This is a genomic window from Streptomyces sp. DSM 110735 (assembly GCF_016482685.1).
In the GTDB taxonomy this organism is placed as follows: Bacteria; Actinomycetota; Actinomycetes; order Streptomycetales; family Streptomycetaceae; genus Streptomyces.
In genome coordinates this window covers 85,754-107,951 of record NZ_JACYHF010000014.1, presented here as the reverse complement: position 1 = coordinate 107,951, position 22,198 = coordinate 85,754, and the positions used below count along the sequence as shown (strand labels likewise).

Sequence of the window (22,198 nt, the reverse complement as noted above, 5' to 3'; positions counted from 1 at the left end):
CCGGGCGATCACACGACCGACCGGGTGGCCACCATCGAAGCCGATGGGCCGCCCGGAGTCAGGACGATGCGGCCTTCTTGCCCCGGGTCGCTCCGCCACGCCCACGCAGCGTGACGCCCGACTCGCTGAGCATCCGGTGCACGAAGCCATACGAGCGGCCGGTCTCCTCGGCCAGCGCTCGAATGCTCGCACCGGAGTCGTACTTCTTCTTCAGGTCTGCCGCGAGCTTGTCGCGCGCGGCGCCGGTCACCCGGCTGCCCTTCTTCAGAGTCTCGGCCACCCGTGCCTCCTCATGGGAAGTGCGCTCTGGTCTTCTCATGATCACCCCTCCGGGGCGGGTTGGCCACCCATTCGGCAAGGTCCGTGAGACAAGGTTGTGACGACAGGAGCACATCCCCACATGCGGAATCCCGTATTCCACGGCTGGATGCGCGGGCTTTCCGCGCGGCTTTCTGGTGAATCACCAGGTCACGGACGCGAAGCGGCCGGCCCCTCCGCACGGGAGGGACCGGCCGCGAAATCCGTGTACGACACACCTCGGTACGAGGAGATCTCACACAGATGAGGGATCACCGATCGGCCGAATGATCCATGTCCGTGGATCACGCAAGGGCGACGAGGTCCGCGTAGTCGGAGCCCCAGAGGTCCTCGACGCCGTCCGGGAGCAGGATGATCCGCTCCGGCTGGAGCGCCTCGACGGCGCCCTCGTCGTGGGTGACCAGGACGACCGCGCCCTTGTAGGTGCGCAGGGCGCCGAGGATCTCCTCGCGGCTGGCGGGGTCGAGGTTGTTGGTGGGCTCGTCGAGCAGCAGGACGTTGGCCGAGGAGACGACCAGGGTGGCGAGCGCGAGGCGGGTCTTCTCGCCGCCGGAGAGGACGCCCGCGGGCTTGTCCACGTCGTCGCCGGAGAACAGGAACGAGCCGAGCGTCTTGCGGACCTCGACCAGGTCCAGGTCCGGCGCCGCCGAGCGCATGTTCTCCAGGACCGTGCGCTCGGGGTCCAGGGTCTCGTGCTCCTGGGCGTAGTAGCCGAGCTTGAGACCGTGGCCGGGGACGACCGAGCCGGTGTCGGGCTGCTCCGCGCCGCCCAGGAGGCGCAGCAGGGTCGTCTTGCCCGCGCCGTTGAGACCGAGGATAACGACGCGGGAGCCCTTGTCGATGGCCAGGTCGACGTCGGTGAAGATCTCCAGCGAGCCGTACGACTTCGACAGCCCCTCCGCCATCAGCGGGGTCTTGCCGCAGGGCGCGGGCTCGGGGAAGCGGAGCTTGGCGACCTTGTCGGACTGGCGGACCGCCTCCAGACCGGAGAGGAGCTTGTCGGCGCGCTTGGCCATGTTCTGCGCGGCGACCGTCTTGGTCGCCTTGGCACGCATCTTGTCGGCCTGCGAGTGCAGGGCGGCGGCCTTCTTCTCGGCGTTCTGCCGCTCGCGCTTGCGGCGCTTCTCGTCGGCCTCGCGCTGCTGCTGGTAGAGCTTCCAGCCCATGTTGTAGACGTCGATCTGGGCGCGGTTGGCGTCCAGGTAGAACACCTTGTTGACGACCGTCTCGACCAGGTCGACGTCGTGGGAGATCACGATGAAGCCGCCGCGGTAGGTCTTGAGGTAGTCGCGCAGCCAGGCGATCGAGTCGGCGTCGAGGTGGTTGGTGGGCTCGTCGAGGAGCAGGGTGTCGGCGTCCGAGAAGAGGATGCGGGCCAGCTCGACGCGGCGGCGCTGACCGCCGGAGAGGGTGTGCAGGGGCTGGCCGAGCACGCGGTCGGGCAGGTTCAGCGCGGCGGCGATGGTGGCTGCCTCGGCCTCGGCGGCGTATCCGCCCTTGGTGAGGAACTCGGTCTCCTGGCGCTCGTACTGCTTGAGCGCCTTCTCGCGGGTGGCGCCGGAACCGTTGGCGATGCGCTGCTCGTTCTCGCGCATCTTGCGGATCAGGGTGTCCAGACCGCGCGCGGAGAGGATGCGGTCACGGGCGAGCACGTCGAGGTCGCCCGTGCGGGGGTCCTGGGGCAGGTAGCCGACCTCGCCGGAGCGGGTGATCTGCCCGGCGGCCGGGATGCCCTCACCGGCCAGGCACTTGGTGAGGGTGGTCTTGCCGGCGCCGTTGCGGCCGACCAGACCGATGCGGTCGCCCTTGGCGACACGGAAGCTGGCGTTCTCGATGAGGATGCGGGCACCGGCGCGCAGCTCGATACCGGAGGCGGAGATCACGGACAGGCTCCTGGGCGTACGGGACGGGATCGTCGGGCGGTCTGCTGAGGGCGTTCCCGCCGTCTAATGCGCGAGGAGAAAGGCCATGCGGGCAAGTCTAACGGGGGCGGGCAAGGGGATTTCCTGACGCGGGGACCCTCCGGGGGTTGGCGGGGGTTCGGCGGGGGCGGGGGGTGTCTTCGGGGTGTGCGGGGGTGGGGTCGGCTCCGGAGAGGAGGAGGTGCGCCCGGTGGCGGGTGGTCGTGCGCGAGTGAGTCGGCTTCGGGGGTGAGGGGGTGCGCCCGGTGGCGGGATGGTCGTGCGCGGGTGAGTCGGCTCCGGGGGTGCGGGGTGGCTCCGGGGGTGAGGGGGCGCGCCCGGGGGCGGGATGGTCACGCGCGGGTGAGTCGGCTCCGGGGGTGAGGGGTGGCTCCGGGGTCGGGGTTGGCTCCGGGGTCGGGGTTGGCCGTCCTCGCAGGGGCACTGCTCGCGCGGGGGATCGTCGCCTGTCCCCGCGGGACCATCCCCCGTCCGCCCAGGATCACCGCTCACGCGCGTGAGACCACTCCGCGTTCCCCGCGGCCACCGGCCGCCCTCGCTGCCACAGCGGGAGCTGCCCTCGCACGACGCCCCTCCGCCGCGAGCGAGCGACCTCTGCCCGGCTGCTCAGCGCCCAGGGGCGCCACTGGACCCGCGAGGGGCCGCCGCCCGGTCCCGCAGGGCCGTCGCCCCGCCGCTCTTGCCGCTCGCATGACCCCCACTCGCTCCACGGGACCGCCGCCCCGCACGGGACCTGGTGGAAGCCCCGCAGGGTTCCGCGGTGGTCGGGGGCAAGTGGACGGGTAAGGATGGCGGCAGGGCGCCGGATGTGAGGGCGGCGTGGGACGGAAGGTGTGGGGTCGGTGCAGTTCGACGACGACGCGAATCTCGACACGTCCGAGGTGCAGGACGTGCGCGGGAGCCGGATTCCGGGTGGGCGGGCGACCATCGGGGGTGGCATCGGCGGGCTGATCGCGCTGTTGCTGGCGCTGTTCCTGGGGGTCGGGCCGGATCAGCTCGGGCTGTCGTCCGGGGGCGATCAGGCGGCGCCGCAGCCGTCGTCGCTGGGGCAGGTGCAGGAGTCGTGCCGTACCGGCAAGGACGCGAACACGCGGACCGACTGCCGGATGGTGGCGGTGGTCAACAGCGTGCAGGACTACTGGTCGCAGGAGTTCCGCTCCCAGGGCCGTACCTACACCCCGGCGCCGACCGTGCTGTTCACCGGCCAGATCCGTACCGCCTGCGGGGCGGCGACCTCGGCGGTGGGACCGTTCTACTGCCCCGGGGACCGCAAGGTCTATCTGGACCTCGGCTTCTTCGACGAGCTGCGGACGAAGTTCGGGGCGAGCGGGGGTCCGTTCGCGCAGGCGTACGTCGTCGCGCACGAGTACGGCCACCACGTGCAGGACCTGGAGGGCACGCTGGGCCGCACCCAGGACGGGATGACCGGCGAGAACAGCAACTCGGTGCGCACCGAGCTGCAGGCGGACTGCTACGCGGGCGTGTGGGCGCACCACGCGACGACGACCCCGGACCCGGCGACCGGGCGCCCACTGATCACCAGCCTGACCCCGGCGGACATCAAGGACGGTCTGGACGCCGCCGCTGCCGTGGGCGACGACCGCATCCAGCAGGAGTTCCAGGGCCGGGTGACCCCGGAGACCTGGACGCATGGCTCCTCACTCCAGCGCCAGCAGTGGTTCGACCAGGGCTACCGCACGGGCGACCCGGCGCGGTGCGACACCTTCGGCTGACGGGCAGGGGGAAAGACCCGGGGCGTTGTCAGTGGCGGGTGTCACACTGAGCGGCGAGTCACCACGGATCCGGACAGGACCGTCCGGAGTACCCGGCGCACAAGGGAGTGATCGCCATGACGGTGAGGGACGGACGGCCGAGCGTCTACCCGACGGTGCTCTACGCGGACGCGAAAGCCGCGATCGGGCAGCTCACGGAGGCTCTCGGCTTCACCGAGCTGACGGTGTACGAGTCGGAGGACGGCATGGTGCTGCACGCCGAGCTGGCCCAGGGCAACGGCGCGGTGATGGTCGGCTCCAAGGGCCGCGGCGGCGTCTTCGACTCGGTGATGAAGGACGCCGGGCCCGCGGGGGTGTACATCGTCGTGGACGACGTGGACGCCCACCACCAGCGGGCCGTGGAGCACGGCGTGGAGATCCTGATGCCCCCGACGGACCAGGACTACGGCTCGCGGGACTACATGGCGCGCGACGCCGAGGGCAACGTCTGGAGCTTCGGGACGTACGCACCGGCGATCGCGCTGTGAGTTCCTGAGCCCCGCGGGGGCGCGCCGCTAACCGCCGGTGTGCACCTGGAAGGCGGCCCGGCGTACCGCTTTGGCGAGCGCGGGGTCGGGGTGGGCGGCGGCGAGCGCGACCAGGACCTGCACGGTGCGGGGGTGGCCGACGGCGCGCACCTCCTCCAGGAGGGCGGGGACGGTCGGCTGCACGGCGGCCTCCAGGTGCCGCACCAGCATCTCCGTCTCGCCGTGGTCGGCGACGGCGGCGGCGGTGTCGACCCAGAGCCAGGTGGCTTCCTCGCGGGTGAGCACCTCGTGCGCGTCCTCGGGGTCCACGCCGTCGTGCTCGGCGAGCCACAGCAGGGCGTACGGCCGCAGCGCGGGCTCCTCGACGACCGCGCGGACGTCGGGCTCGGCGGGGGCGCCGACGACGCGCAGCGCCTCGAAGGCGAGCCCGCGCAGCAGGGCGTCCTCGCCGCGGGCCGCCTCGATGAGCTGGCCGACGGCACCGCCGACGGGGCGGGCGGCGAGCCAGGCGCGGTACTCGGCGCGGGCCGCGTTGGGGCGGAGCTGGGCGCAGCCGCGCAGCATGTCCTCGGCGGACTGCTCGATGTTCCCGGCGGGGCTCTGCGCGGCGACGCAGATCTGCTCCAGCTTGACCCAGACGGCCCAGTTGCCGAGCGGGGTGAGGGTGGCGTGGCCGTCGCCGTAGGTGAGGGCGCCGACCGAGGCCAGCGCCCGCACGGCCCAGTCGAGGAGCGGGGCGAGCGGGGCGTCGGCGGGACCGTCGTCCGGGGCGGCGAGCGGGGCGGGGACGCCGGGAGCGTAGGAGACCTCGCAGCGCTCGGTGCGCAGTTCGGTGACGCGCTGCTCAAGCAGGTCCAGGAGCTGTTCGACGGGCACGGGTCCCGCGGACAACTGGAGGAAGGAGAGCACCTGGGGCATGGCCGAGACGACCTCGGCGACGGCGGCCGGTTCGTGGCCCGCCGGTTCGGGGCAGGCGAGCGACCAGGCGTCGAAGAGGGCGACCCAGCCGCGCAGCACGGCGCTGTCGTCGCGGTCCCAGGCGCGCAGGCGCCAGCCGGGGCGGGCGCTGTCGCCGTGCACCTCGACGAGTCCGGCGAGCCGGGCGGTGTCCCAGTCGGCGCGGATCTGACGGGTGGTGAGACCGAGGTCGGCGGCGGCGCGGGCGGCGGTCGCGTCGGAGAGGGTGGCCTTGCCGTCGGCGGTGGCGGCGTCGCTGCCAGGACCGAGGGCGGAGTCGGCCCAGCGTGCGACGCGGACGGCGCCGGCCAGTCCGGTGCGGGCCATTCTGGCCAGTTCGGCGGGGGCCGGGGTGCCCTCCGGGGGCCGGGGTGCGGCGCGGCGCGGGCGCCGCTGGTTCACAGCTCTGGGGGCGGCGGCCAGGGGTCGCGGTCGGACGAGTCGGAGCCTGGAGTCGCGCGGGATACGGGACGTCACGGGTGCAGTCTTCCGGTTGACGGTCCGAAAACCCAAACGGGATGTCACGGGCGGCGACGGAGAAGGCCAACGCACCAGGTCGGGCGAGGGGCACGGAGTCAGGATCAGGCCATGACCCCGGGGACCTCCGGCGGGGTACGAAGCGGTACGGAACCGGGGATTCCGGCTGGCTGAGGGGGCGTACCGGTGTTCGCGCCCGGGTTCACATCAGCGGGACCAGGAACCGGCGCAGCCGCTCCTCGTACTCCTCCGGACCGGCGTTCCACATCGCGGCGTGCGGGGCGCCGGGGACGGTGTGGAGGGCGACGAGGTCGGGGCGGCGGTCGGCGAGGCGGCGGGAGTACTGCCAGGGGGCGACGGTGTCACCGGGGCCGTGGATGATCAGGGTCGGCGCGGGGACCTCGGGCGGACCCGAACCGGCCGCTCCGGCGGCGCGCCCGGGGCGCAGTCCCGCCCTGCCCTGCGCGGCGCGCACCGCGAGCGGCAGCAGGGGGCGCGGGAGGTGCCGGGCGTGGGCGAGGGCGCGCAGCGTCGACTCCCAGTCGAGGACGGGCGAGTCGAGGATCAGCCCGGCGACCCGGTCGGCCAGCGGGGAGTGCTGGGCGGCGCGCAGCGCCATGGTGGCGCCGGTGGACCAGCCGAGCAGGACGACGCGGCGGGCGCCGTGGCCGACGGCCCAGCGGATCGCGGCGTCCACGTCGCGCCACTCGGTCTCACCGAGATGGTTGATGCCGTCGGGCGGCGCCGGGGCTCCGGTGTCGCCCCGGTAGGACAGCGCGAGCACCGGAAGGCGCAGCGCGTGCAGGGCGCGCAGCACGTTCAGGGACTGCTCGCGGGTGGCGCCGAGCCCGTGCACGGCGATCACCCAGGTGTCCCGCTGCCCGGGCACGAACCAGGCGGGCAGCAGACCGTTCTCGCTGGGCACCTCGACGTCGGCGAAGTCCAGCCCGAGCGCGGTGCGCGGGTCTCCGACGTGGACGTTCGGGGTCAGCCGCACCGACTCGCCGGGGGTGAGCGTGCCGTGGGTGACGCGTTCGAGGCGCCGTACGACCGTGTCGGCGGTGTGCTCGGCCGAGTCCAGGACGGGTCCGACGACCGCGTGCGTGCCGTGGCCGGTGATGCCGTACGTCCCCCGCCGCAGCGAGGCGAGATCCCGGGTGAGCGTGATCCGCCCGGCCTGCGTGGCGTGCACGGTGAGCCGGGGCTCGGTCGGCAGCGGTCGCCCGGCGGGCGCCTTCAGCGCGGCCCCGCTCGCATACCGCCCCACGGCCAGGGACACGGCCCCCGCCGCGACGACGGCACCGACGACAGCAGCGGACACTTTGACTGTACGCACGGCTCCAGTGTCGGGGGACGGGGCGGGGGCGGCCAGTGGAAGCGGCGTCCCGACGGGAGCCGGGGGCTGGCGGAGACCCGGCAGGCGGCGGAACCCGGGGCCGGGACCGGCGGCCGGGCGTCGAGATCGGAGCCCGGGGGCCGAGGCCGGGAGGAGGCGGGAACCGGCCCGGAGCCGGACCGACCCCGAAGCCGGACCGGCCCCGAAGCGGCGCGCCGCCGGAGGAACGGGGAGACACGCCACGGCTCCCGGCGCGAGCGGGAACGGTCGGCGGGGCGGCTCGAAAAGGTCGGCGTCGCGTCAGCCCTGCTGGCCGTAGCCCTTCAGGCGGTCGGTCGCCTCGGCCAGTTCCGCCTCCGTCAGCAGGGACGGGGTGTGGCCGGGGACCGAGGAGGCGGTGAGCCACAGGTGGCACATCCACTCCAGTTGGGCGGTGCGGTCGTACGCCTGGGCGAGGGTGGTGCCGTAGGTGAGGGTGCCGTGGTTGCGCAGGAGGCAGCCGGTGCGGTCGGTGAGGGCGGTGACCGCGTGGGCGGCGAGTTCGGGGGTGCCGTAGGCGGCGTAGGGGGCGACGCGGACGGGTCCGCCGAGGGCGCAGGTCATGTAGTGGACCGGGGGCAGCTCGGGGACCAGCGTGGAGACGGCGGTGGCGTGTACGGCGTGGGTGTGGACGACCGCGCGGGCGTCGGTGGCGCCGTAGACCGCGAGGTGCAGGGGGAGTTCGCTGGTCGGCTTCAGCGTGCCGAGCACCTGGTGTCCGCTCAGGTCGACGCCGGTGATGTCGTCGGGACCGAGCCGGTCGTAGGGCACGCCGGTGGGGGTGACCAGCACGGTGTCGCCGACGCGCGCGGAGACGTTCCCCGAGGTGCCGACGACCAGCCCCTCGGCGGCGGTGCGCCGTGCGGTGGCGACCACCTCCGCCCACGCCTCGGCCTCCGCCGCGCCGATCCGCCCCGTGTCGCCCCGCGTGTCGCCCCGCTGCCGGTCCATGCGCCGATCCTGCCAGCCGGACGGCGACGGCGGGCGGTGCTCCGGGGACTCCGGGGCCGACCGGACCGTACGTCCGATCGAACGAAAATCATGACACAGCATCACAAATCAGCCCCCGCACCCCGCCCCGCACCTTGAATGGGGCGTCCGCCGACCGACCGGACGACGACGTTTCACCGCCACCCCGGGGGACGCATGGCCTTCTCTGCCCACCGCCGCGCCGGAGTCCTCGCGACCGCCACCGCGGCGCTCGCCCTGACGGGCACCCACACCAGCGCCGCCGGACCGCTCCACGCGACGGCCGCCGACCGGGCACCGCACCGCGCCGTCCTCCCGGCGCTCCCCCGGGGTCACGACGTCTCCTCGCACCAGAAGCGCGTGGACTTCACCCGCGCCCGCGCCAGGGGCGCCCGGTTCGCCTACGTCAAGGCGACCGAGTCGACGAACTACCGCAACCCGTACTTCGCCGGGCAGTACGACGGCGCCCGCCGCGCGGGACTGATCCGGGGCGCCTATCACTTCGCCCGCCCCGACCGCTCCTCCGGCGCCCGCCAGGCCGCGTACTTCGTCCAGCACGGCGGCAACTGGCGCGCCGACGGCGTCACGCTGCCGCCCGCGCTCGACATCGAGTACAACCCGTACGACAAGCACCACAAGTGCTACGGGCTGAGCCACCGGAAGATGGTCCGCTGGATCTGGTCGTTCAGCGACGAGGTCCGCCGCGAGACGGGGCGCCGCCCGGTCATCTACACCACCGCCAACTGGTGGAACGCCTGCACGGGGCGCAGCCGCGCCTTCGCCGCGAGCCACGCGCTGTGGGTCGCCGGACACGGCTCCTCGAGCCCCGGGACGCTCCCCGCGGGCTGGCGTTACTGGACGTTCTGGCAGTACGGCGTCAAGGGTCGGCTGCCGGGTGACCAGGATCTCTTCAACGGCTCCGTGAACCGCCTGCGGACCTTCGCGCTCGGCCGCTGACCCAAGGGGCGTACGGGCACTGCGGAATCACAGATTCCGGTCGGAATCCGGACCCTCCGTTTCCGACACCGTGATGCCCGGCCGAGTTCACCTTCCGTTCACCCAGGTTGCCTACGTTCATCCAGCCAATGACGCTCGAACGATTGCCTGGGTAAATGGAAAGCTTCTCGCTGATCCTCGCGATTGTGGTGGTCACCGCACTCGCGTTCGATTTCACGAACGGTTTCCACGACACCGCCAACGCGATGGCCACGACCATCTCGACCGGTGCGCTCAAGCCCAAGGTCGCGGTGGCCATGTCGGCCGCTCTCAACCTGGTGGGCGCTTTTCTCTCGGTGGAGGTCGCCAACACGATCTCCAAGGGTCTCGTCGACGAGGCCGGCATCCGTCCCGAGGTCATCTTCGCCGCGCTGACCGGCGCGATCCTCTGGAACCTCCTCACCTGGCTGGTGGGTCTGCCCTCCAGTTCCTCGCACGCCCTGATGGGCGGTCTGATCGGCGCCACCGTCGCGTCGGCGGGCTTCGGTGCCGTCCACGGCGACGTACTGGTCACCAAGGTGCTGCTCCCGGCCGTCGCCGCCCCCGTGGTGGCAGGGCTGGCCACCATGCTCGCCACCCGGCTGTCCTACGGCGTCTCCAAGGACTCCGGCGGCGCGGCGACCCGCAAGGGCTACCGCGCGGGCCAGATCGCCTCGGCGGGTCTGGTCTCCCTCGCCCACGGCACCAACGACGCCCAGAAGACGATGGGCATCATCACCCTCGCGCTGATCACCGGCGGCGCCATCGCCCCTGGCTCCAACCCGCCGGTCTGGGTCATCCTCTCCGCGGGTCTGGCCATCGCGGCCGGTACCTACATCGGCGGCTGGCGCATCATCCGCACCATGGGCACCGGTCTCACCGACCTGGAGCCGCGTCAGGGCTTCGCCGCCCAGACCAGCGCCGCGACGGCCATCCTGGCCTCCTCGCACCTCGGCTTCTCCCTGTCCACCACCCACGTCGTCTCCGGCGCGGTGATGGGCGCGGGTCTGGGCCGCAAGGGCGGTGTGGTCCGCTGGTCCACCGCGACCCGGATGTTCGTCGCCTGGGCGCTGACCCTCCCGGCCGCCGCCCTGGTCGCCGCGGGCGCCGAGTCCGTGACCGACCTGGGCGACTGGGGCACCGCCGCCGTCGCCGTCTTCCTGATCGCCGCGAGCGCCGCGATCTGGAAGATCTCCCGCCGCGAGGTCATCGACCACACCAGCGTCGCCCCGACCGGCGCGCACGAGGAGCCCGCCGGTGTGGTCACCACCGCCATGGCAGCGGTCACCCCGCCCCCCGCGGGCACCGTCGCCGAGAGCCTGAGCACCGAGAGCCTGACGGCCACCATCCCCGCCCCGGCCGTCGTCGAACCGGCCACCGCGACCCCCGTCGCCCCGCCCGCCTCCGCGGCCTGACCCGGAATCCGAAGGAGCAACCCCATGCAGATCGACTGGGCGGCCATCGGTTCCGTCTTCGGTGTCAGCCTCGTGGCGAGCGTGGCCCTGGTGGTCCTGTTCACCCTGGGCGTCGGCGGGCTCGCCCGCCGCGAGAAGGCCGCCGCGCGCGGCGAGTCGGCCGCCCTCGCGGTGACCGGCGCGTACGTCTGCTTCGCCGCCTGCGCGGCGGCGGTGGCGTACGGGTTCTATCTGATCGTGGCGAAAGCCTGAGCCGACAGCCTTGATCGTGGCGAAGACCTGAGCCGACAGCCTTGATCGTGTGGCCCCTTCCGGCACCCGCCGGGAGGGGCCACACGCGTTGCCGAGCCCCCCGACGTACGCCCCGCCCGCGCCTGATATGGCCCCGATGTGGGCCCGCCCACACTCTCCCTCCGCAGGTCAAGGGCAGGTTGACGGCCCTTCGGGGGGCGTGGTGGACTTCCGGGGCCATGTACGGCGGCAGAAGAGGAAGCCGGTGCGAATCCGGCGCGGTCCCGCCACTGTCACCGGGGAGTGATCCCCGGAAGCCAGGAACTCCTGCCGCCGGTCTCGTCGAACCAGGGCGTGGACACCCTGAGTGAGGACATACCGCCATGCCCGGCTGCCCGTCGAGTACCCCTCCCAGGACCACTCCCGCGCCCACGGCCGGCTGAGCCGATGGGTGCCGATCGCTCCTACGCGTACGGCGCCGCCGCCGGTCTCCTGGGCGACCTGCTCCTCGGTGATCCCCGCCGCCGCCACCCCGTGGCGGCGTTCGGACGCGCCGCCGGAGCCGTCGAGCGCGCGCTGTGGCACGACCACCGCGGCTGGGGCGCCCTGCACACGCTGGTGTGCGCCGGGGGCGCCGTCGCGACGGGCGCGCTGGCCGAACGCGCCGTACGCCGCTCCCCCGCCGCGACCCTCGCGCTGACCGCCGCCGCCACCTGGGCCGTCGTCGGCGGCACCTCGCTCGCCCGGGAGGCGCGCGCCGTCGGCCGTGCCCTGGCCGACGGGGACCTGACCGCCGCCCGCGCCCGCCTTCCGCATCTGTGCGGACGCGACCCGCAGGCGCTGGACGCCGACGGGATCGCCCGCGCGGTGGTCGAGTCGGTCGCGGAGAACACCTCCGACGCGGTCGTGGGCGCCCTGGTGTGGGGCGCGGTGGCCGGGGTGCCCGGGCTGCTGGGCTTCCGGGCCGTCAACACGCTGGACGCCATGGTGGGGCACAAGTCGCCCCGGCTGCGCCGCTTCGGCTGGGCCGCCGCCCGCCTGGACGACGTGGCGGGGTGGCCCGGTGCCCGGCTGACCGCCGTGCTGGCGACGCTGGCCGGACCCGATCCGCGCGGTGCCGTCCGTGCCTGGCGGGCGGACGCCCACCGGCATCCGAGCCCCAACGCCGGTCCGGTGGAGGCGTCGTTCGCGGGCGCCCTCGGCGTGCGCCTGGGCGGCACGCTGTCCTACGCCGGACGGATCGAGCACCGGCCCGTGCTCAACGGCTCCGGGCGCGCGGTCCGGGTCACCGACATCGACCGGGCGGTACGGCTCTCCCGCCGCGTCGGTCTGCTCGCGCTCGGTGTGAGCGCCGGGGCGAGCCTGATCCTGAAGGGACGCGGGAAGTGAACGGTGGTCTCCTCGTCGCGGGTACGACCTCCGACGCGGGCAAGAGCGTCGTGACGGCCGGGATCTGCCGCTGGCTGGTCCGCCAGGGCGTGAAGGTGGCGCCCTTCAAGGCGCAGAACATGTCCCTCAACTCCTTCGTCACCCGCGAGGGCGCCGAGATCGGACGCGCCCAGGCCATGCAGGCGCAGGCGTGCCGCGTCGAGCCGACCGCGCTGATGAATCCCGTGCTGCTCAAGCCCGGTGGCGAGCAGAGCAGTCAAGTGGTGCTGCTGGGCAAGCCGGTGGGCGAGATGAGCGCCCGCGGCTATCACGGCGGGCGTCAACAGCGGCTGCTCGGCACGGTGCTGGAGTGCCTTGCCGAGTTGCGGGGCACGTATGACGCGGTGATCTGTGAGGGGGCCGGTTCGCCCGCCGAGATCAATCTGCGGCGCACCGACATCGTGAACATGGGGATCGCGCGCGGCGCGCGGCTGCCCGTCCTCGTCGTCGGCGACATCGACCGCGGCGGCGTCTTCGCCTCCTTCTACGGCACGCTCGCCCTGCTCTCCCCCGAGGACCAGGAGCTGGTCGCCGGGTTCCTGGTGAACAAGTTCCAGGGCGACGTCACCCTGCTGGAACCGGGGCTCGACATGCTGCGCGGTCTCACCGGGCGCGGCACCTACGGCGTGCTGCCGTTCCGGCACGGGCTCGGCATCGACGAGGAGGACGGACTCCGCGTCTCGCTGCGCGGCACCGTCCGCGAGTCCACGGTCGCCCCGCCGGTCGGAGAGGACGTGCTGCGGGTCGCGGTGTGCGCGGTCCCGCTGATGTCCAACTTCACCGACGTGGACGCACTCGCCGCCGAACCCGGTGTGATCGTGCGGTTCGTGGACCGCCCGGAGGAACTGGCCGACGCCGACCTGGTGGTGGTCCCGGGCACGCGCGGGACGGTACGGGCGCTGGCCTGGCTGCGCGAGCGCGGTCTCGCGGACGCGCTGGTCCGCCGCGCCGCCGAGGGGCGCCCGGTGCTGGGCATCTGCGGCGGCTTCCAGGTGCTCGGCGAACGCATCGAGGACGAGGTGGAGTCGCGCGCCGGAACGGTCGAGGGACTCGGACTGCTGCCGGTGCGGGTGCGCTTCGCCCGCGAGAAGACCCTCACCCGCCCGTCGGGGGAAGCCCTCGGCGAACCGGTCGAGGGGTACGAGATCCATCACGGGGTCGCCCAGGTCCTGGGCGGCGAAGCCTTCCTGGACGGCTGCCGGGTCGGCCAGGTCTGGGGCACCCACTGGCACGGCTCGCTGGAGTCGGACGGCTTCCGGCGCGCCTTCCTGCGCGAGGTCGCCGCCGCCACCGGGCGCCGCTTCGTCCCGGCCCCCGACACCTCGTTCGCCGCGCTGCGCGAGGAGCAGCTCGACCGGCTCGGCGACCTCATCGAACAGCACGCGGACACGGACGCGCTCTGGCGGCTCATCGAGTCCGGCGCGCCGCGAGGACTGCCCTTCATCCCCCCGGGAGCGCCCGCATGAGCACAGTGTTGTTGTTGTCGACCGCCGACACGGACCTGCTGGCCGCCCGCGCCAGCGGCGCCGACTATCGCATCGGCAACCCCGTCCGCGTGGACGTCACCGGCGAACTGCCGGGGCTCCTGGAGGGCGCCGACCTCGCGGTCGTACGGCTCCTCGGCGGCAAGCGCGCCTGGGAGGACGGGCTCGCCGCGCTGAAGGCGTCCGGCGTGCCGACCGTGCTGCTCGGCGGCGAGAGCGTGCCGGACGCCGAGCTGATGGCCGAGTCCTCGGTGCCCGCCGGGGTCGTGGCGGAGGCGCTGCGCTATCTGGTCGAGGGCGGTCCGGAGAACCTCCTCGAGCTGTCCCGGTTCCTCTCCGACACCGTGCTGCTCACCGGCGAGGGCTTCGAACTCCCGCGCTCGATGCCGGAGTTCGGCGTGCACGGCGCGTACGCGCTGCGGGAGGGGCGCCCGACGGTGGGCGTGCTCTTCTACCGCGCCCATGAACTCAGCGGCAACACCGGCTTCGTGGACACCCTGTGCGAGGCGATCGAGGCGCGGGGCGCCAACGCCCTTCCGGTGTACTGCGGTTCACTGCGAGGTGCGGACCCGGCGCTGTACGAGCTGCTGGGGCGGGCCGACGCGCTGATCGCCACGGTGCTCGCGGCGGGCGGCACGCACGCCTCTCAGGCTTCGGCGGGCGGCGACGAGTCGTGGGACATCGGCGCGCTCGCGGACCTCAACATCCCCGTGCTGCAAGGGCTTTGCCTCACCTCCTCGCGCGCCGCGTGGGACGCCTCGGACGCCGCCCTCTCCCCCATGGACGCGGCGATGCAGGTCGCCATCCCGGAGTTCGACGGCCGTCTGATCACCGTGCCGTTCTCCTTCAAGGAGCAGGGTCCCGATGAGGTCCCGGTCTACGTCGCGGACCCCGAGCGGGCCGCGCGGGTCGCCGGAATCGCCGTACGGCACGCGGCACTCGGGCACAAGCCGAACGCCGAGAAGCGCATCGCGCTCGTCTTCACCGCCTACCCGACCAAGCACTCCCGCGTCGGCAACGCGGTCGGTCTGGACACTCCCGCCTCGGCGGTCCGCGTCCTGGACGCGCTGCGGGACGCCGGGTACGGGGTGAGCGGATACCCGTCCGGGGGCGACGAGTTGATCCACCGGCTCATCGAGGCGGGCGGTCACGACGTGGAGTGGCTGACCGAGGACCAGCTCGCCGCCGCGCCCGCCCGGGTGCCGCTCGCGGACTACCAGGCGTGGTTCGCCACGCTGGACCCGGCGCTGCGCGACGCCATGGTGGAGGCGTGGGGCGAGCCGCCGGGGAACCTGTACGTGGACGGCGACGACATCGTGCTCGCCTCCCTGCGGTTCGGGAACGTCGTCGTGATGATCCAGCCGCCGCGCGGCTTCGGGGAGAACCCGATCGCGATCTACCACGACCCCGACATGCCGCCCTCGCACCACTACCTCGCCGCCTACCGCTGGCTGGAGAACAGCTTCGGGGCGGACGCGGTCGTCCACATGGGCAAACACGGCACGCTGGAGTGGCTGCCCGGTAAGGGACTTGGACTGTCGGGCGGCTGCGCGCCGGACGCGGTGCTCGGTGAACTCCCCCTGGTCTACCCGTTCATCGTCAACGACCCCGGCGAGGGCACCCAGGCGAAGCGGCGCGGGCACGCCACCGTGGTCGACCATCTGGTCCCGCCGATGGCCCGCGCGGACACCTACGGAGACCTGGCGAAACTGGAGCAACTCCTCGACGAGTACGCCCTCGTGTCCGACCTGGACCCGACGAAGGCGCCAGCCGTCCGCGCCCAGATCTGGACCCTGGTCAAGGCGGCCGAGCTGCATCACGACCTGCATGTGGACGCGCAGCCGGAGGACGACGACTTCGACGCGTTCGTCATGCACATCGACGGCTATCTGTGCGAGATCAAGGACGTGCAGATCCGCGACGGACTCCACATCCTCGGCGGCGGTCCTCTCGGTGAGCCGCGCGTGAACCTGGTGCTGGCGGTGCTGCGCGCCTCCCAGGTGTGGGGTGGCCAGGCGAACGCCCTGCCGGGTCTGCGGGCGTCGCTGGCGGCTCATTTCGGGCTGGTGGAGAAGGAGCTGCTGGCGGAGCCGGGCGCGGCGGTGAAGGTGCCGGTGGAGCTGACCGCGCTGGTCGAGGGTCCGGCGCGGACCGGTGCCGACGCGATCGACCTGCTGGAGCAGTTGTGCCGCCGGATCGCGGAGGGGATGGAGGCGCGGGACTGGGACGCGGCAGCCGTGCCGACGGTCCTGGAGGAGGTGCTCGGCTTCGAACTGGGCGAGGCGTCCTCCGTGTTGGAGTTCGCCTGCACGGAGGTCGTGCCCCGGCTGGCACGCACGAGTGACGAGATCGGGCACATCCTCCGCGCCCTGGACGGCGGTTACGTCCCGGCGGGTCCCTCGGGCTCTCCGACGCGCGGTCTGGTCAACGTCCTGCCGACAGGACGGAACTTCTACTCCGTCGACCCCAAGGCGATTCCCTCCCGGCTGAGTTGGGAGGTGGGGCAGTCCCTTGCGGACTCGCTGGTGCAGCGGTATCTCACCGACACCGGGGGCTATCCGCAGTCGGTCGGTCTGACGGTCTGGGGCACCTCCGCCATGCGCACCCAGGGCGACGACATCGCGGAGATCCTGGCGCTGCTGGGCTGCCGCCCGGTGTGGGACGACGCCTCGCGCCGGGTCACCGGCTTCGAGATCGTCCCGCTCCCGGAGCTGGGGCGTCCGCGCATCGACGTCACGGTCCGCATCTCCGGCTTCTTCCGGGACGCGTTCCCGCACGTGGTCGGGCTGATCGACGACGCGGTGCGGGCGGTGGCCGAGCTGGAGGAACCCGCCGAGTCCAACTACGTGCGGGCGCACGTGGAGGAGGACGCCGCCGAACACGGTGACCGGCGGCGCGCGACGGCCCGTATCTTCGGCTCCAAGCCGGGGGCGTACGGCGCGGGGCTGCTGCCGCTGATCGACGCGCGCAACTGGCGCTCGGACGCGGACCTCGCCGAGGTGTACGCGGTGTGGGGCGGTTACGCCTACGGGCGCGGGCTCGACGGGCGGGCGGCGCGCGGGGACATGGAGACGGCGTTCCGGCGGATCGCGGTGGCGGCGAAGAACGTCGACACCCGCGAGCACGATCTCGTCGACGCGGACGACTACTTCCAGTACCACGGCGGCATGGTCGCCATGGTGCGACACCTCACGGGCGACAACCCCGAGGCGTACGTGGGCGATTCGGCGGTGCCGGACCAGGTGAAGACGAGGACGCTGGGCGAGGAGACCCACCGCGTCTTCCGCGCCCGCGTGGTCAACCCCCGCTGGATGGCGGCCATGCGCAGGCACGGCTACAAGGGCGCCTTCGAGATGGCGGCGACCGTGGACTACCTGTTCGGGTACGACGCGACGGCGGGCGTGGTGGACGACTGGATGTACGAGAAGTTGTCCGCCGAGTACGTCTTCTCGCCAGAGAACCAGGACTTCATGAAGAAGTCCAACCCCTGGGCTCTGCGGGGCATCACCGAGCGCCTCCTTGAGGCGGCGGACCGGGGGCTGTGGGCGGAGCCGGACCAGGAGACGCTGGAGCGGCTGCGGGCCACGTATCTGGAACTCGAAGGGGAACTGGAGGGAGACGAGTGAGCACGCATTTCCCGTTCACGGCGGTGGTCGGGCAGGAGGACCTGCAACTGGCCCTGCTGCTCAACACGGTGGCGCCGAACATCGGCGGGGTGCTCGTGCGGGGCGAGAAGGGGACCGCCAAGTCCACGGCGGTACGTGCCCTTTCGGCGCTGCTGCCGGAGGTGCGCGTGGTCTCCGGGTGCCGTTTCTCCTGCGATCCGGACTCTCCCGACCCCGACTGCCCCGACGGACCGCACGAGTCGGTGGCTTCCGGACCCCGCCCCGCGCGCATGGTCGAGCTGCCGGTCGGTGCGTCCGAGGACCGGCTGGTCGGTGCGCTGGACATCGAGCGGGCACTCGCGGAGGGCGTGAAGGCGTTCGAGCCGGGGCTGCTCGCCGCCGCGCACCGGGGGATCCTCTACGTGGACGAGGTCAATCTGCTCCACGACCACCTGGTGGACCTGCTGCTGGACGCCGCCGCCATGGGCGCTTCGTACGTGGAGCGCGAGGGCGTCTCCGTGCGGCATGCGGCGCGGTTCCTGCTCGTGGGGACCATGAACCCCGAAGAGGGGGAACTGCGACCGCAGTTGCTGGACCGGTTCGGGCTGACCGTGGAGGTCGCGGCGTCGCGGGAGACGGACCAGCGGGTGGAGGTCGTACGGCGCAGGCTGGCGTACGACGACGATCCCGCCGGGTTCGCGGCCCAGTGGGCGGGCGAGGAGGCTTCCGTACGGCAACGGGTCGTGGCGGCGCGGGAGTTGCTGCCCAAGGTGCGACTCGGGGACGGGGCGCTGCGGCAGATCGCGGCGACCTGTGCCGCGTTCGAGGTGGACGGGATGCGGGCCGACATCGTGATGGCGCGTACCGCGACCGCGCTGGCCGCGTGGGCGGGGCGTACGGACGTGCTCGCGGAGGACGTGCGGCAGGCGGCGCTGCTGGCGCTGCCGCATCGCAGGCGCCGTAATCCCTTCGACGCGCCGGGACTTGACGAGGACAAGCTCGACCAGACCCTGGAGGAGTCCTCGGAGTCCTCGGAGTCCTCGGAGTCTTCCGGGTCCTCCGGGGACGACGATCCCGATCCCGACGGACCCGGTGGCGGCGGTGGGCAGCCGTCCCCCGACGCCGGTCCGCAGGACGGTGACGGGGGTGCCGCCGCTTCCGAGGGCGGGGAGTCGGAGGGCGCCGGTGCCGGTGCGGGCGAGCAGACGCCCGCGCGGGCGGCAGAGCCGTTCAGGACCCGGATGCTGAGCGTGGACGGGATCGGGGAGGGCGCGGCCGGGCGGCGTTCGCGGGCGCGGACCGAGCACGGGCGGACCACGGGGGCACGGCGCCCTCAAGGCGCCCTGACCAAGCTGCACTTGGCGGCGACCGTGCAGGCGGCGGCGCCGCATCAGCGGGTGCGGGGGCGTTCCGGACCGGGGCTTGTGCTGCGGCGGGACGATCTGCGGCAGGCGGTGCGGGAGGGGCGGGAGTCCAACCTCGTGCTGTTCGTGGTGGACGCCTCCGGGTCGATGGCGGCCCGGCAGCGGATGAGCGCGGTGAAGGGTGCCGTGCTGTCGTTGCTGCTCGACGCGTATCAGCGGCGGGACAAGGTGGGGCTGGTGACCTTCCGGGGTGCGGCTGCCGAGGTCGCGCTGCCGCCCACCTCGTCGGTCGACGCCGCCGCCGCGCGGCTGGAGTCGCTGCCCACCGGTGGGCGTACGCCGCTGGCGGCGGGGTTGCTGCGAGCGCACGAGGTGCTGCGGGTGGAGCGGTTGCGCGATCCCTCGCGGCGACCGCTGGTCGTGGTGGTGACGGACGGGCGGGCGACCGGTGGTCCCGAGCCGGTGGCGCTCGCGGGGCGGGCGGCACGGCTGTTCGCTGCCGAGGGAGTCGCGTCGGTGGTCGTGGACTGCGAGTCGGGTCCGGTGCGGCTGGGGCTCGCCGGGCGGCTCGCGGGTGAACTGGGCGGCACGGCGGTGACGTTGGACGAGTTGCGGGCGGACTCCATCGCCGGGCTCGTGAGGGATGTGCGGGGTATGTCGAGGAGGGCCGCGTAGTGCCGCAGGGACAGCCGAGTGTCGTACCGGACGACGGACTGACGACGCGTCAGCGGCGCAACCGGCCGCTGGTGGTGGTGCACACCGGGATCGGGAAGGGCAAGTCGACCGCCGCCTTCGGTCTTGCGCTGCGCGCCTGGAACCAGGGGTGGCCGATCGGGGTGTTCCAGTTCGTCAAGTCGGCGAAGTGGAAGGTCGGCGAGGAGAACGCGCTCCGGGTGCTCGGTGCCTCCGGGCAGGGCGGGTCCGTGGACTGGCACAAGATGGGCGAGGGCTGGTCCTGGGTGCAGCGGGACGCGCAGTGGGACAACGAGGAGAAGGCGCGGGAGGGGTGGGCGCAGGTCAAGCGGGACCTGGCTGCCGAGACGTACCGCCTGTACGTGCTGGACGAGTTCGCGTACCCGATGCACTGGGGGTGGGTGGACACGGAGGAGGTCGTCTCCGTGCTGCGGGACCGGCCGGGGAATCAGCATGTGGTGATCACCGGGCGTAACGCGCCTGCTCCGCTGGTGGAGTTCGCGGACCTGGTGACCGACATGTCCAAGGTCAAGCACCCGATGGACGCGGGGCAGAAGGGGCAGAGGGGCATCGAGTGGTGATGTCCGTACCCCGGCTGGTCATCGCGGCGCCGTCCTCCGGCAGTGGGAAGACCACGGTCGCCACGGGGCTGATGGCCGCGTTCGCCGCGCGCGGGCTCGCGGTGTCTCCGCACAAGGTGGGTCCGGACTACATCGATCCCGGGTATCACGCGCTCGCGACCGGGCGGGTGGGGCGGAATCTCGACGCGTATCTGTGTGGCGAGGAGTTGATTGCTCCGCTGTTCCTGCACGGTGCGCGGGGGTGTGATCTCGCCGTGGTCGAGGGGGTGATGGGGCTCTTCGACGGGGCTGCCGGGCAGGGGGAGCTTGCGTCTACGGCGCAGGTGGCGAAGTTGCTGCGGGCGCCGGTGGTGTTGGTCGTCGACGCCTCGTCGCAGTCCCGGTCCGTCGCCGCTCTGGTGCATGGGTTCGCTTCCTGGGACACGGGGGTGCGGATCGGGGGCGTGATTCTCAACAAGGTCGGTTCCGACCGGCACGAGGAGTTGTTGCGGGAGGCGCTGGAGTCGGTGGGGGTTCCGGTGCTGGGGGTGTTGCGCCGGTCGGCGGGGCTGGAGACGCCTTCTCGGCATCTGGGGTTGGTGCCGGTCGCCGAACGGCGGGCTGCTGCGGTGGAGGCTGTGGCGGCGATGGGGGCGGTGGTGTCCGAGGGGTGTGACCTCGATGCGCTGCTGGCACTGGCTCGGGGGGCGGGGGCGTTGTCGGGTGCGGCCTGGTGTGCGGCTGAGGTCACGGAGTCGCACACTCACGACCACCCGTCTCGGTTGGCTGAAAAGGGAACGTCCGGTGCGGATCGGGTCGCTGAAAAAGCTCGGCCCCTCATCGCCGTCGCCGGTGGACCCGCCTTCTCCTTCTCCTATGCCGAGCACACCGAGTTGTTGACCGCCGCCGGAGCGGAGGTCGTCGCCTTCGACCCCCTGCGGGACGAGGAACTGCCCGACGGCTGTGCCGGGTTGGTGATCGGAGGCGGGTTTCCCGAGGTGTACGCGGGCGAGTTGTCCGCCAACGAGAGGTTGCGGAAGTCCGTCGCGGAGTTCGCGGAGCGCGGGGCGCCGATTGCCGCCGAGTGTGCCGGACTGCTCTATCTGTGCCGGGAGTTGGACGGGGCGCCGATGTGCGGGGTGCTGGAGGCGTCCGCGCGGATGAGCGAGCGGCTGACGCTGGGGTACCGGGACGCGGTGGCCGTCGGCGACAGCGTGCTGGCGGCGGCCGGGACGCGGATGCGGGGGCACGAGTTCCACCGGACCGTCGTGGAGCCCGGTGCCGGTGCCGACCCTGCCTGGGGGGTGCTCTCGCCCGTCCGGAGGGTCGAGGGCTTCGTACGGCGGGGCGTGCACGCGAGTTATCTGCACACCCACTGGGCGGCCGAGCCCTCGGTGGCCCGTCGGTTCACGGAGAGGTGCCGTACGTCATGAGCAGCAGGCTGATCGGGGTCGGAGTGGGTCCCGGCGACCCGGAACTGGTGACGGTCAAGGGGGTCAACGCGCTGCGCGGCGCCGACGTGGTCGTCGTACCGGTGATGGACACCGGGGAGCGGGGGCGTGCCGAGGCGACGGTGCTGCACTACGTGGACGCCGCGAAGGTGGTCCGGGTGGTGTTCGCGCTGAACGAGCGGACCGACCGGGCGCGCCGGGAGGCGGCGTGGGACGCGGCGGGCACGCGGGTGGCGGAGCTGCTCGCGGCGCACGGGTGCGTGGCGTTCGCGACCATCGGCGACCCCAACGTGTACTCGACGTTCACCTATCTCGCGCAGACCGTCGCCGGGCTGGTGCCGGGGGTCGTGGTGGAGACGGTGCCCGGGATCACCGCGATGCAGGACCTGGCGGCGCGGTCGGGTGCCGTACTGACGGAGGGCACCGAGCCGCTGACCCTCGTACCGGTGACGGCGGGCGAGTCCGCACTGAAGGAGGCGCTGGCCGGTCCCGGCACGGTGGTGGCGTACAAGTTCGGGCGCCGGGCCGCCGAGGTCGCCGAGGCGCTGCGCGAGTCCGGCCGCCTCGACGACGCGGTGTGGGGTTCGGCGCTCGGTCTGCCGGAGGAGTCGATACGCCCCGCCGCCGAGTTGGACGGCGCCGCGCTGCCGTATCTGTCGACCCTGATCGCGCCGCCGAGGCGGGACGGCGGCAGGGGCGGGAAGCTGTGAGGAG

17 protein-coding genes and 1 riboswitch are annotated in these 22,198 nt (G+C 72.9%); of the genes, 12 read left to right on the top strand and 5 right to left on the bottom strand.

Features of this window, described 5'->3' with window-relative positions:
• Window positions 1-58 precede the first annotated feature (58 nt).
• Together IF655_RS21325 and abc-f are read right to left on the bottom strand one after the other, a co-directional pair.
• Window positions 59-280 carry a helix-turn-helix domain-containing protein gene (locus tag IF655_RS21325; protein WP_004002281.1) on the bottom strand — a complete coding sequence of 74 codons (222 nt, stop codon included), beginning with the start codon at window positions 278-280 and terminating at the stop codon, window positions 59-61.
• A 322-nt stretch (window positions 281-602) separates the two neighbouring features.
• Window positions 603-2,201: a ribosomal protection-like ABC-F family protein gene (gene abc-f / locus IF655_RS21320; protein ID WP_199586605.1), complete on the bottom strand. Its 1,599-nt coding sequence runs from the start codon at window positions 2,199-2,201 to the stop codon at window positions 603-605.
• Window positions 2,202-3,082: 881 nt separating this feature from the next.
• Between abc-f and IF655_RS21315 the strand changes: the two genes are divergently transcribed.
• Together IF655_RS21315 and IF655_RS21310 are read left to right on the top strand one after the other, a co-directional pair.
• Window positions 3,083-3,973: a neutral zinc metallopeptidase gene (locus tag IF655_RS21315; RefSeq protein ID WP_199586604.1), complete on the top strand. Its 891-nt coding sequence runs from the start codon at window positions 3,083-3,085 to the stop codon at window positions 3,971-3,973.
• A gap of 116 nt (window positions 3,974-4,089) precedes the next feature.
• Window positions 4,090-4,500: a VOC family protein gene (locus IF655_RS21310; protein ID WP_199586603.1), complete on the top strand. Its 411-nt coding sequence runs from the start codon at window positions 4,090-4,092 to the stop codon at window positions 4,498-4,500.
• A 27-nt stretch (window positions 4,501-4,527) separates the two neighbouring features.
• On the opposite strand, the gene IF655_RS21305 is transcribed toward IF655_RS21310, so the two are convergent.
• The 3 genes from IF655_RS21305 to IF655_RS21295 all read right to left on the bottom strand — a co-directional run bounded on the left by IF655_RS21305 (window position 4,528) and on the right by IF655_RS21295 (window position 8,260).
• Entirely contained in the window at window positions 4,528-5,934 is a 1,407-nt protein-coding gene (locus IF655_RS21305; protein WP_199586602.1) for a hypothetical protein, read from the bottom strand.
• 202 nt (window positions 5,935-6,136) lie between these two features.
• The gene (locus IF655_RS21300) at window positions 6,137-7,270 is read right to left on the bottom strand and encodes an alpha/beta hydrolase (RefSeq protein ID WP_199586601.1); all 1,134 of its coding nucleotides are present in this window, start codon (window positions 7,268-7,270) and stop codon (window positions 6,137-6,139) included.
• Between the two features lie 300 nt (window positions 7,271-7,570).
• Window positions 7,571-8,260, bottom strand: coding sequence for a class II aldolase/adducin family protein (locus IF655_RS21295; RefSeq protein ID WP_199586600.1), 690 nt, complete (start codon window positions 8,258-8,260; stop codon window positions 7,571-7,573).
• 195 nt (window positions 8,261-8,455) lie between these two features.
• On the opposite strand from IF655_RS21295, the gene IF655_RS21290 reads away from it, so the two are divergent.
• From IF655_RS21290 to cobI, 10 genes are all read left to right on the top strand, one after another.
• The gene (locus IF655_RS21290; protein ID WP_199586599.1) at window positions 8,456-9,235 is read left to right on the top strand and encodes a GH25 family lysozyme; all 780 of its coding nucleotides are present in this window, start codon (window positions 8,456-8,458) and stop codon (window positions 9,233-9,235) included.
• 155 nt (window positions 9,236-9,390) lie between these two features.
• Window positions 9,391-10,668, top strand: a complete 1,278-nt coding sequence (locus IF655_RS21285; protein WP_199586598.1) for an inorganic phosphate transporter — start codon at window positions 9,391-9,393, stop codon at window positions 10,666-10,668.
• 24 nt (window positions 10,669-10,692) lie between these two features.
• Entirely contained in the window at window positions 10,693-10,920 is a 228-nt protein-coding gene (locus IF655_RS21280; protein WP_199586597.1) for a hypothetical protein, read from the top strand.
• A 209-nt stretch (window positions 10,921-11,129) separates the two neighbouring features.
• A riboswitch (cobalamin riboswitch) is annotated at window positions 11,130-11,249 on the top strand.
• Window positions 11,250-11,346: 97 nt separating this feature from the next.
• Window positions 11,347-12,288, top strand: coding sequence for a cobalamin biosynthesis protein (locus tag IF655_RS21275; RefSeq protein ID WP_199586596.1), 942 nt, complete (start codon window positions 11,347-11,349; stop codon window positions 12,286-12,288).
• A complete protein-coding gene (locus IF655_RS21270) occupies window positions 12,285-13,793 on the top strand; it encodes a cobyric acid synthase (protein ID WP_199586595.1) in 1,509 nt (502 codons plus the stop codon). The genes IF655_RS21275 and IF655_RS21270 overlap by 4 nt, the downstream gene beginning before the upstream one ends.
• A complete protein-coding gene (cobN, locus tag IF655_RS21265; RefSeq protein ID WP_199586594.1) occupies window positions 13,790-17,437 on the top strand; it encodes a cobaltochelatase subunit CobN in 3,648 nt (1,215 codons plus the stop codon). The genes IF655_RS21270 and cobN overlap by 4 nt, the downstream gene beginning before the upstream one ends.
• A complete protein-coding gene (locus tag IF655_RS21260) occupies window positions 17,434-19,455 on the top strand; it encodes a putative cobaltochelatase (protein ID WP_199586593.1) in 2,022 nt (673 codons plus the stop codon). Before cobN ends, IF655_RS21260 begins: the two co-directional genes overlap by 4 nt.
• Window positions 19,455-20,054 carry a cob(I)yrinic acid a,c-diamide adenosyltransferase gene (cobO, locus tag IF655_RS21255; protein WP_199586592.1) on the top strand — a complete coding sequence of 200 codons (600 nt, stop codon included), beginning with the start codon at window positions 19,455-19,457 and terminating at the stop codon, window positions 20,052-20,054. The genes IF655_RS21260 and cobO overlap by 1 nt, the downstream gene beginning before the upstream one ends.
• On the top strand, window positions 20,054-21,466 hold the full coding sequence (locus tag IF655_RS21250) for a cobyrinate a,c-diamide synthase (protein WP_199586591.1): 1,413 nt from the start codon (window positions 20,054-20,056) through the stop codon (window positions 21,464-21,466). Before cobO ends, IF655_RS21250 begins: the two co-directional genes overlap by 1 nt.
• Window positions 21,463-22,194, top strand: coding sequence for a precorrin-2 C(20)-methyltransferase (cobI, locus tag IF655_RS21245; RefSeq protein ID WP_199586590.1), 732 nt, complete (start codon window positions 21,463-21,465; stop codon window positions 22,192-22,194). The genes IF655_RS21250 and cobI overlap by 4 nt, the downstream gene beginning before the upstream one ends.
• The last annotated feature ends 4 nt before the right edge of the window (window positions 22,195-22,198 follow it).

Excerpts from the sequence above, each read along its gene's own strand:
- IF655_RS21295 (WP_199586600.1), bottom strand. The coding sequence starts at position 8,260 with ATGGACCGGCAGCGGGGCGACACGCGGGGCGACACGGGGCGGATCGGC.
- IF655_RS21290 (WP_199586599.1), top strand. The coding sequence starts at position 8,456 with ATGGCCTTCTCTGCCCACCGCCGCGCCGGAGTCCTCGCGACCGCCACC.
- cobI (WP_199586590.1), top strand. The coding sequence starts at position 21,463 with ATGAGCAGCAGGCTGATCGGGGTCGGAGTGGGTCCCGGCGACCCGGAA.
- cobN (WP_199586594.1), top strand. The coding sequence starts at position 13,790 with ATGAGCACAGTGTTGTTGTTGTCGACCGCCGACACGGACCTGCTGGCC.
- IF655_RS21280 (WP_199586597.1), top strand. The coding sequence starts at position 10,693 with ATGCAGATCGACTGGGCGGCCATCGGTTCCGTCTTCGGTGTCAGCCTC.
- IF655_RS21285 (WP_199586598.1), top strand. The coding sequence starts at position 9,391 with ATGGAAAGCTTCTCGCTGATCCTCGCGATTGTGGTGGTCACCGCACTC.
- IF655_RS21250 (WP_199586591.1), top strand. The coding sequence starts at position 20,054 with ATGTCCGTACCCCGGCTGGTCATCGCGGCGCCGTCCTCCGGCAGTGGG.
- IF655_RS21275 (WP_199586596.1), top strand. The coding sequence starts at position 11,347 with ATGGGTGCCGATCGCTCCTACGCGTACGGCGCCGCCGCCGGTCTCCTG.
- IF655_RS21310 (WP_199586603.1), top strand. The coding sequence starts at position 4,090 with ATGACGGTGAGGGACGGACGGCCGAGCGTCTACCCGACGGTGCTCTAC.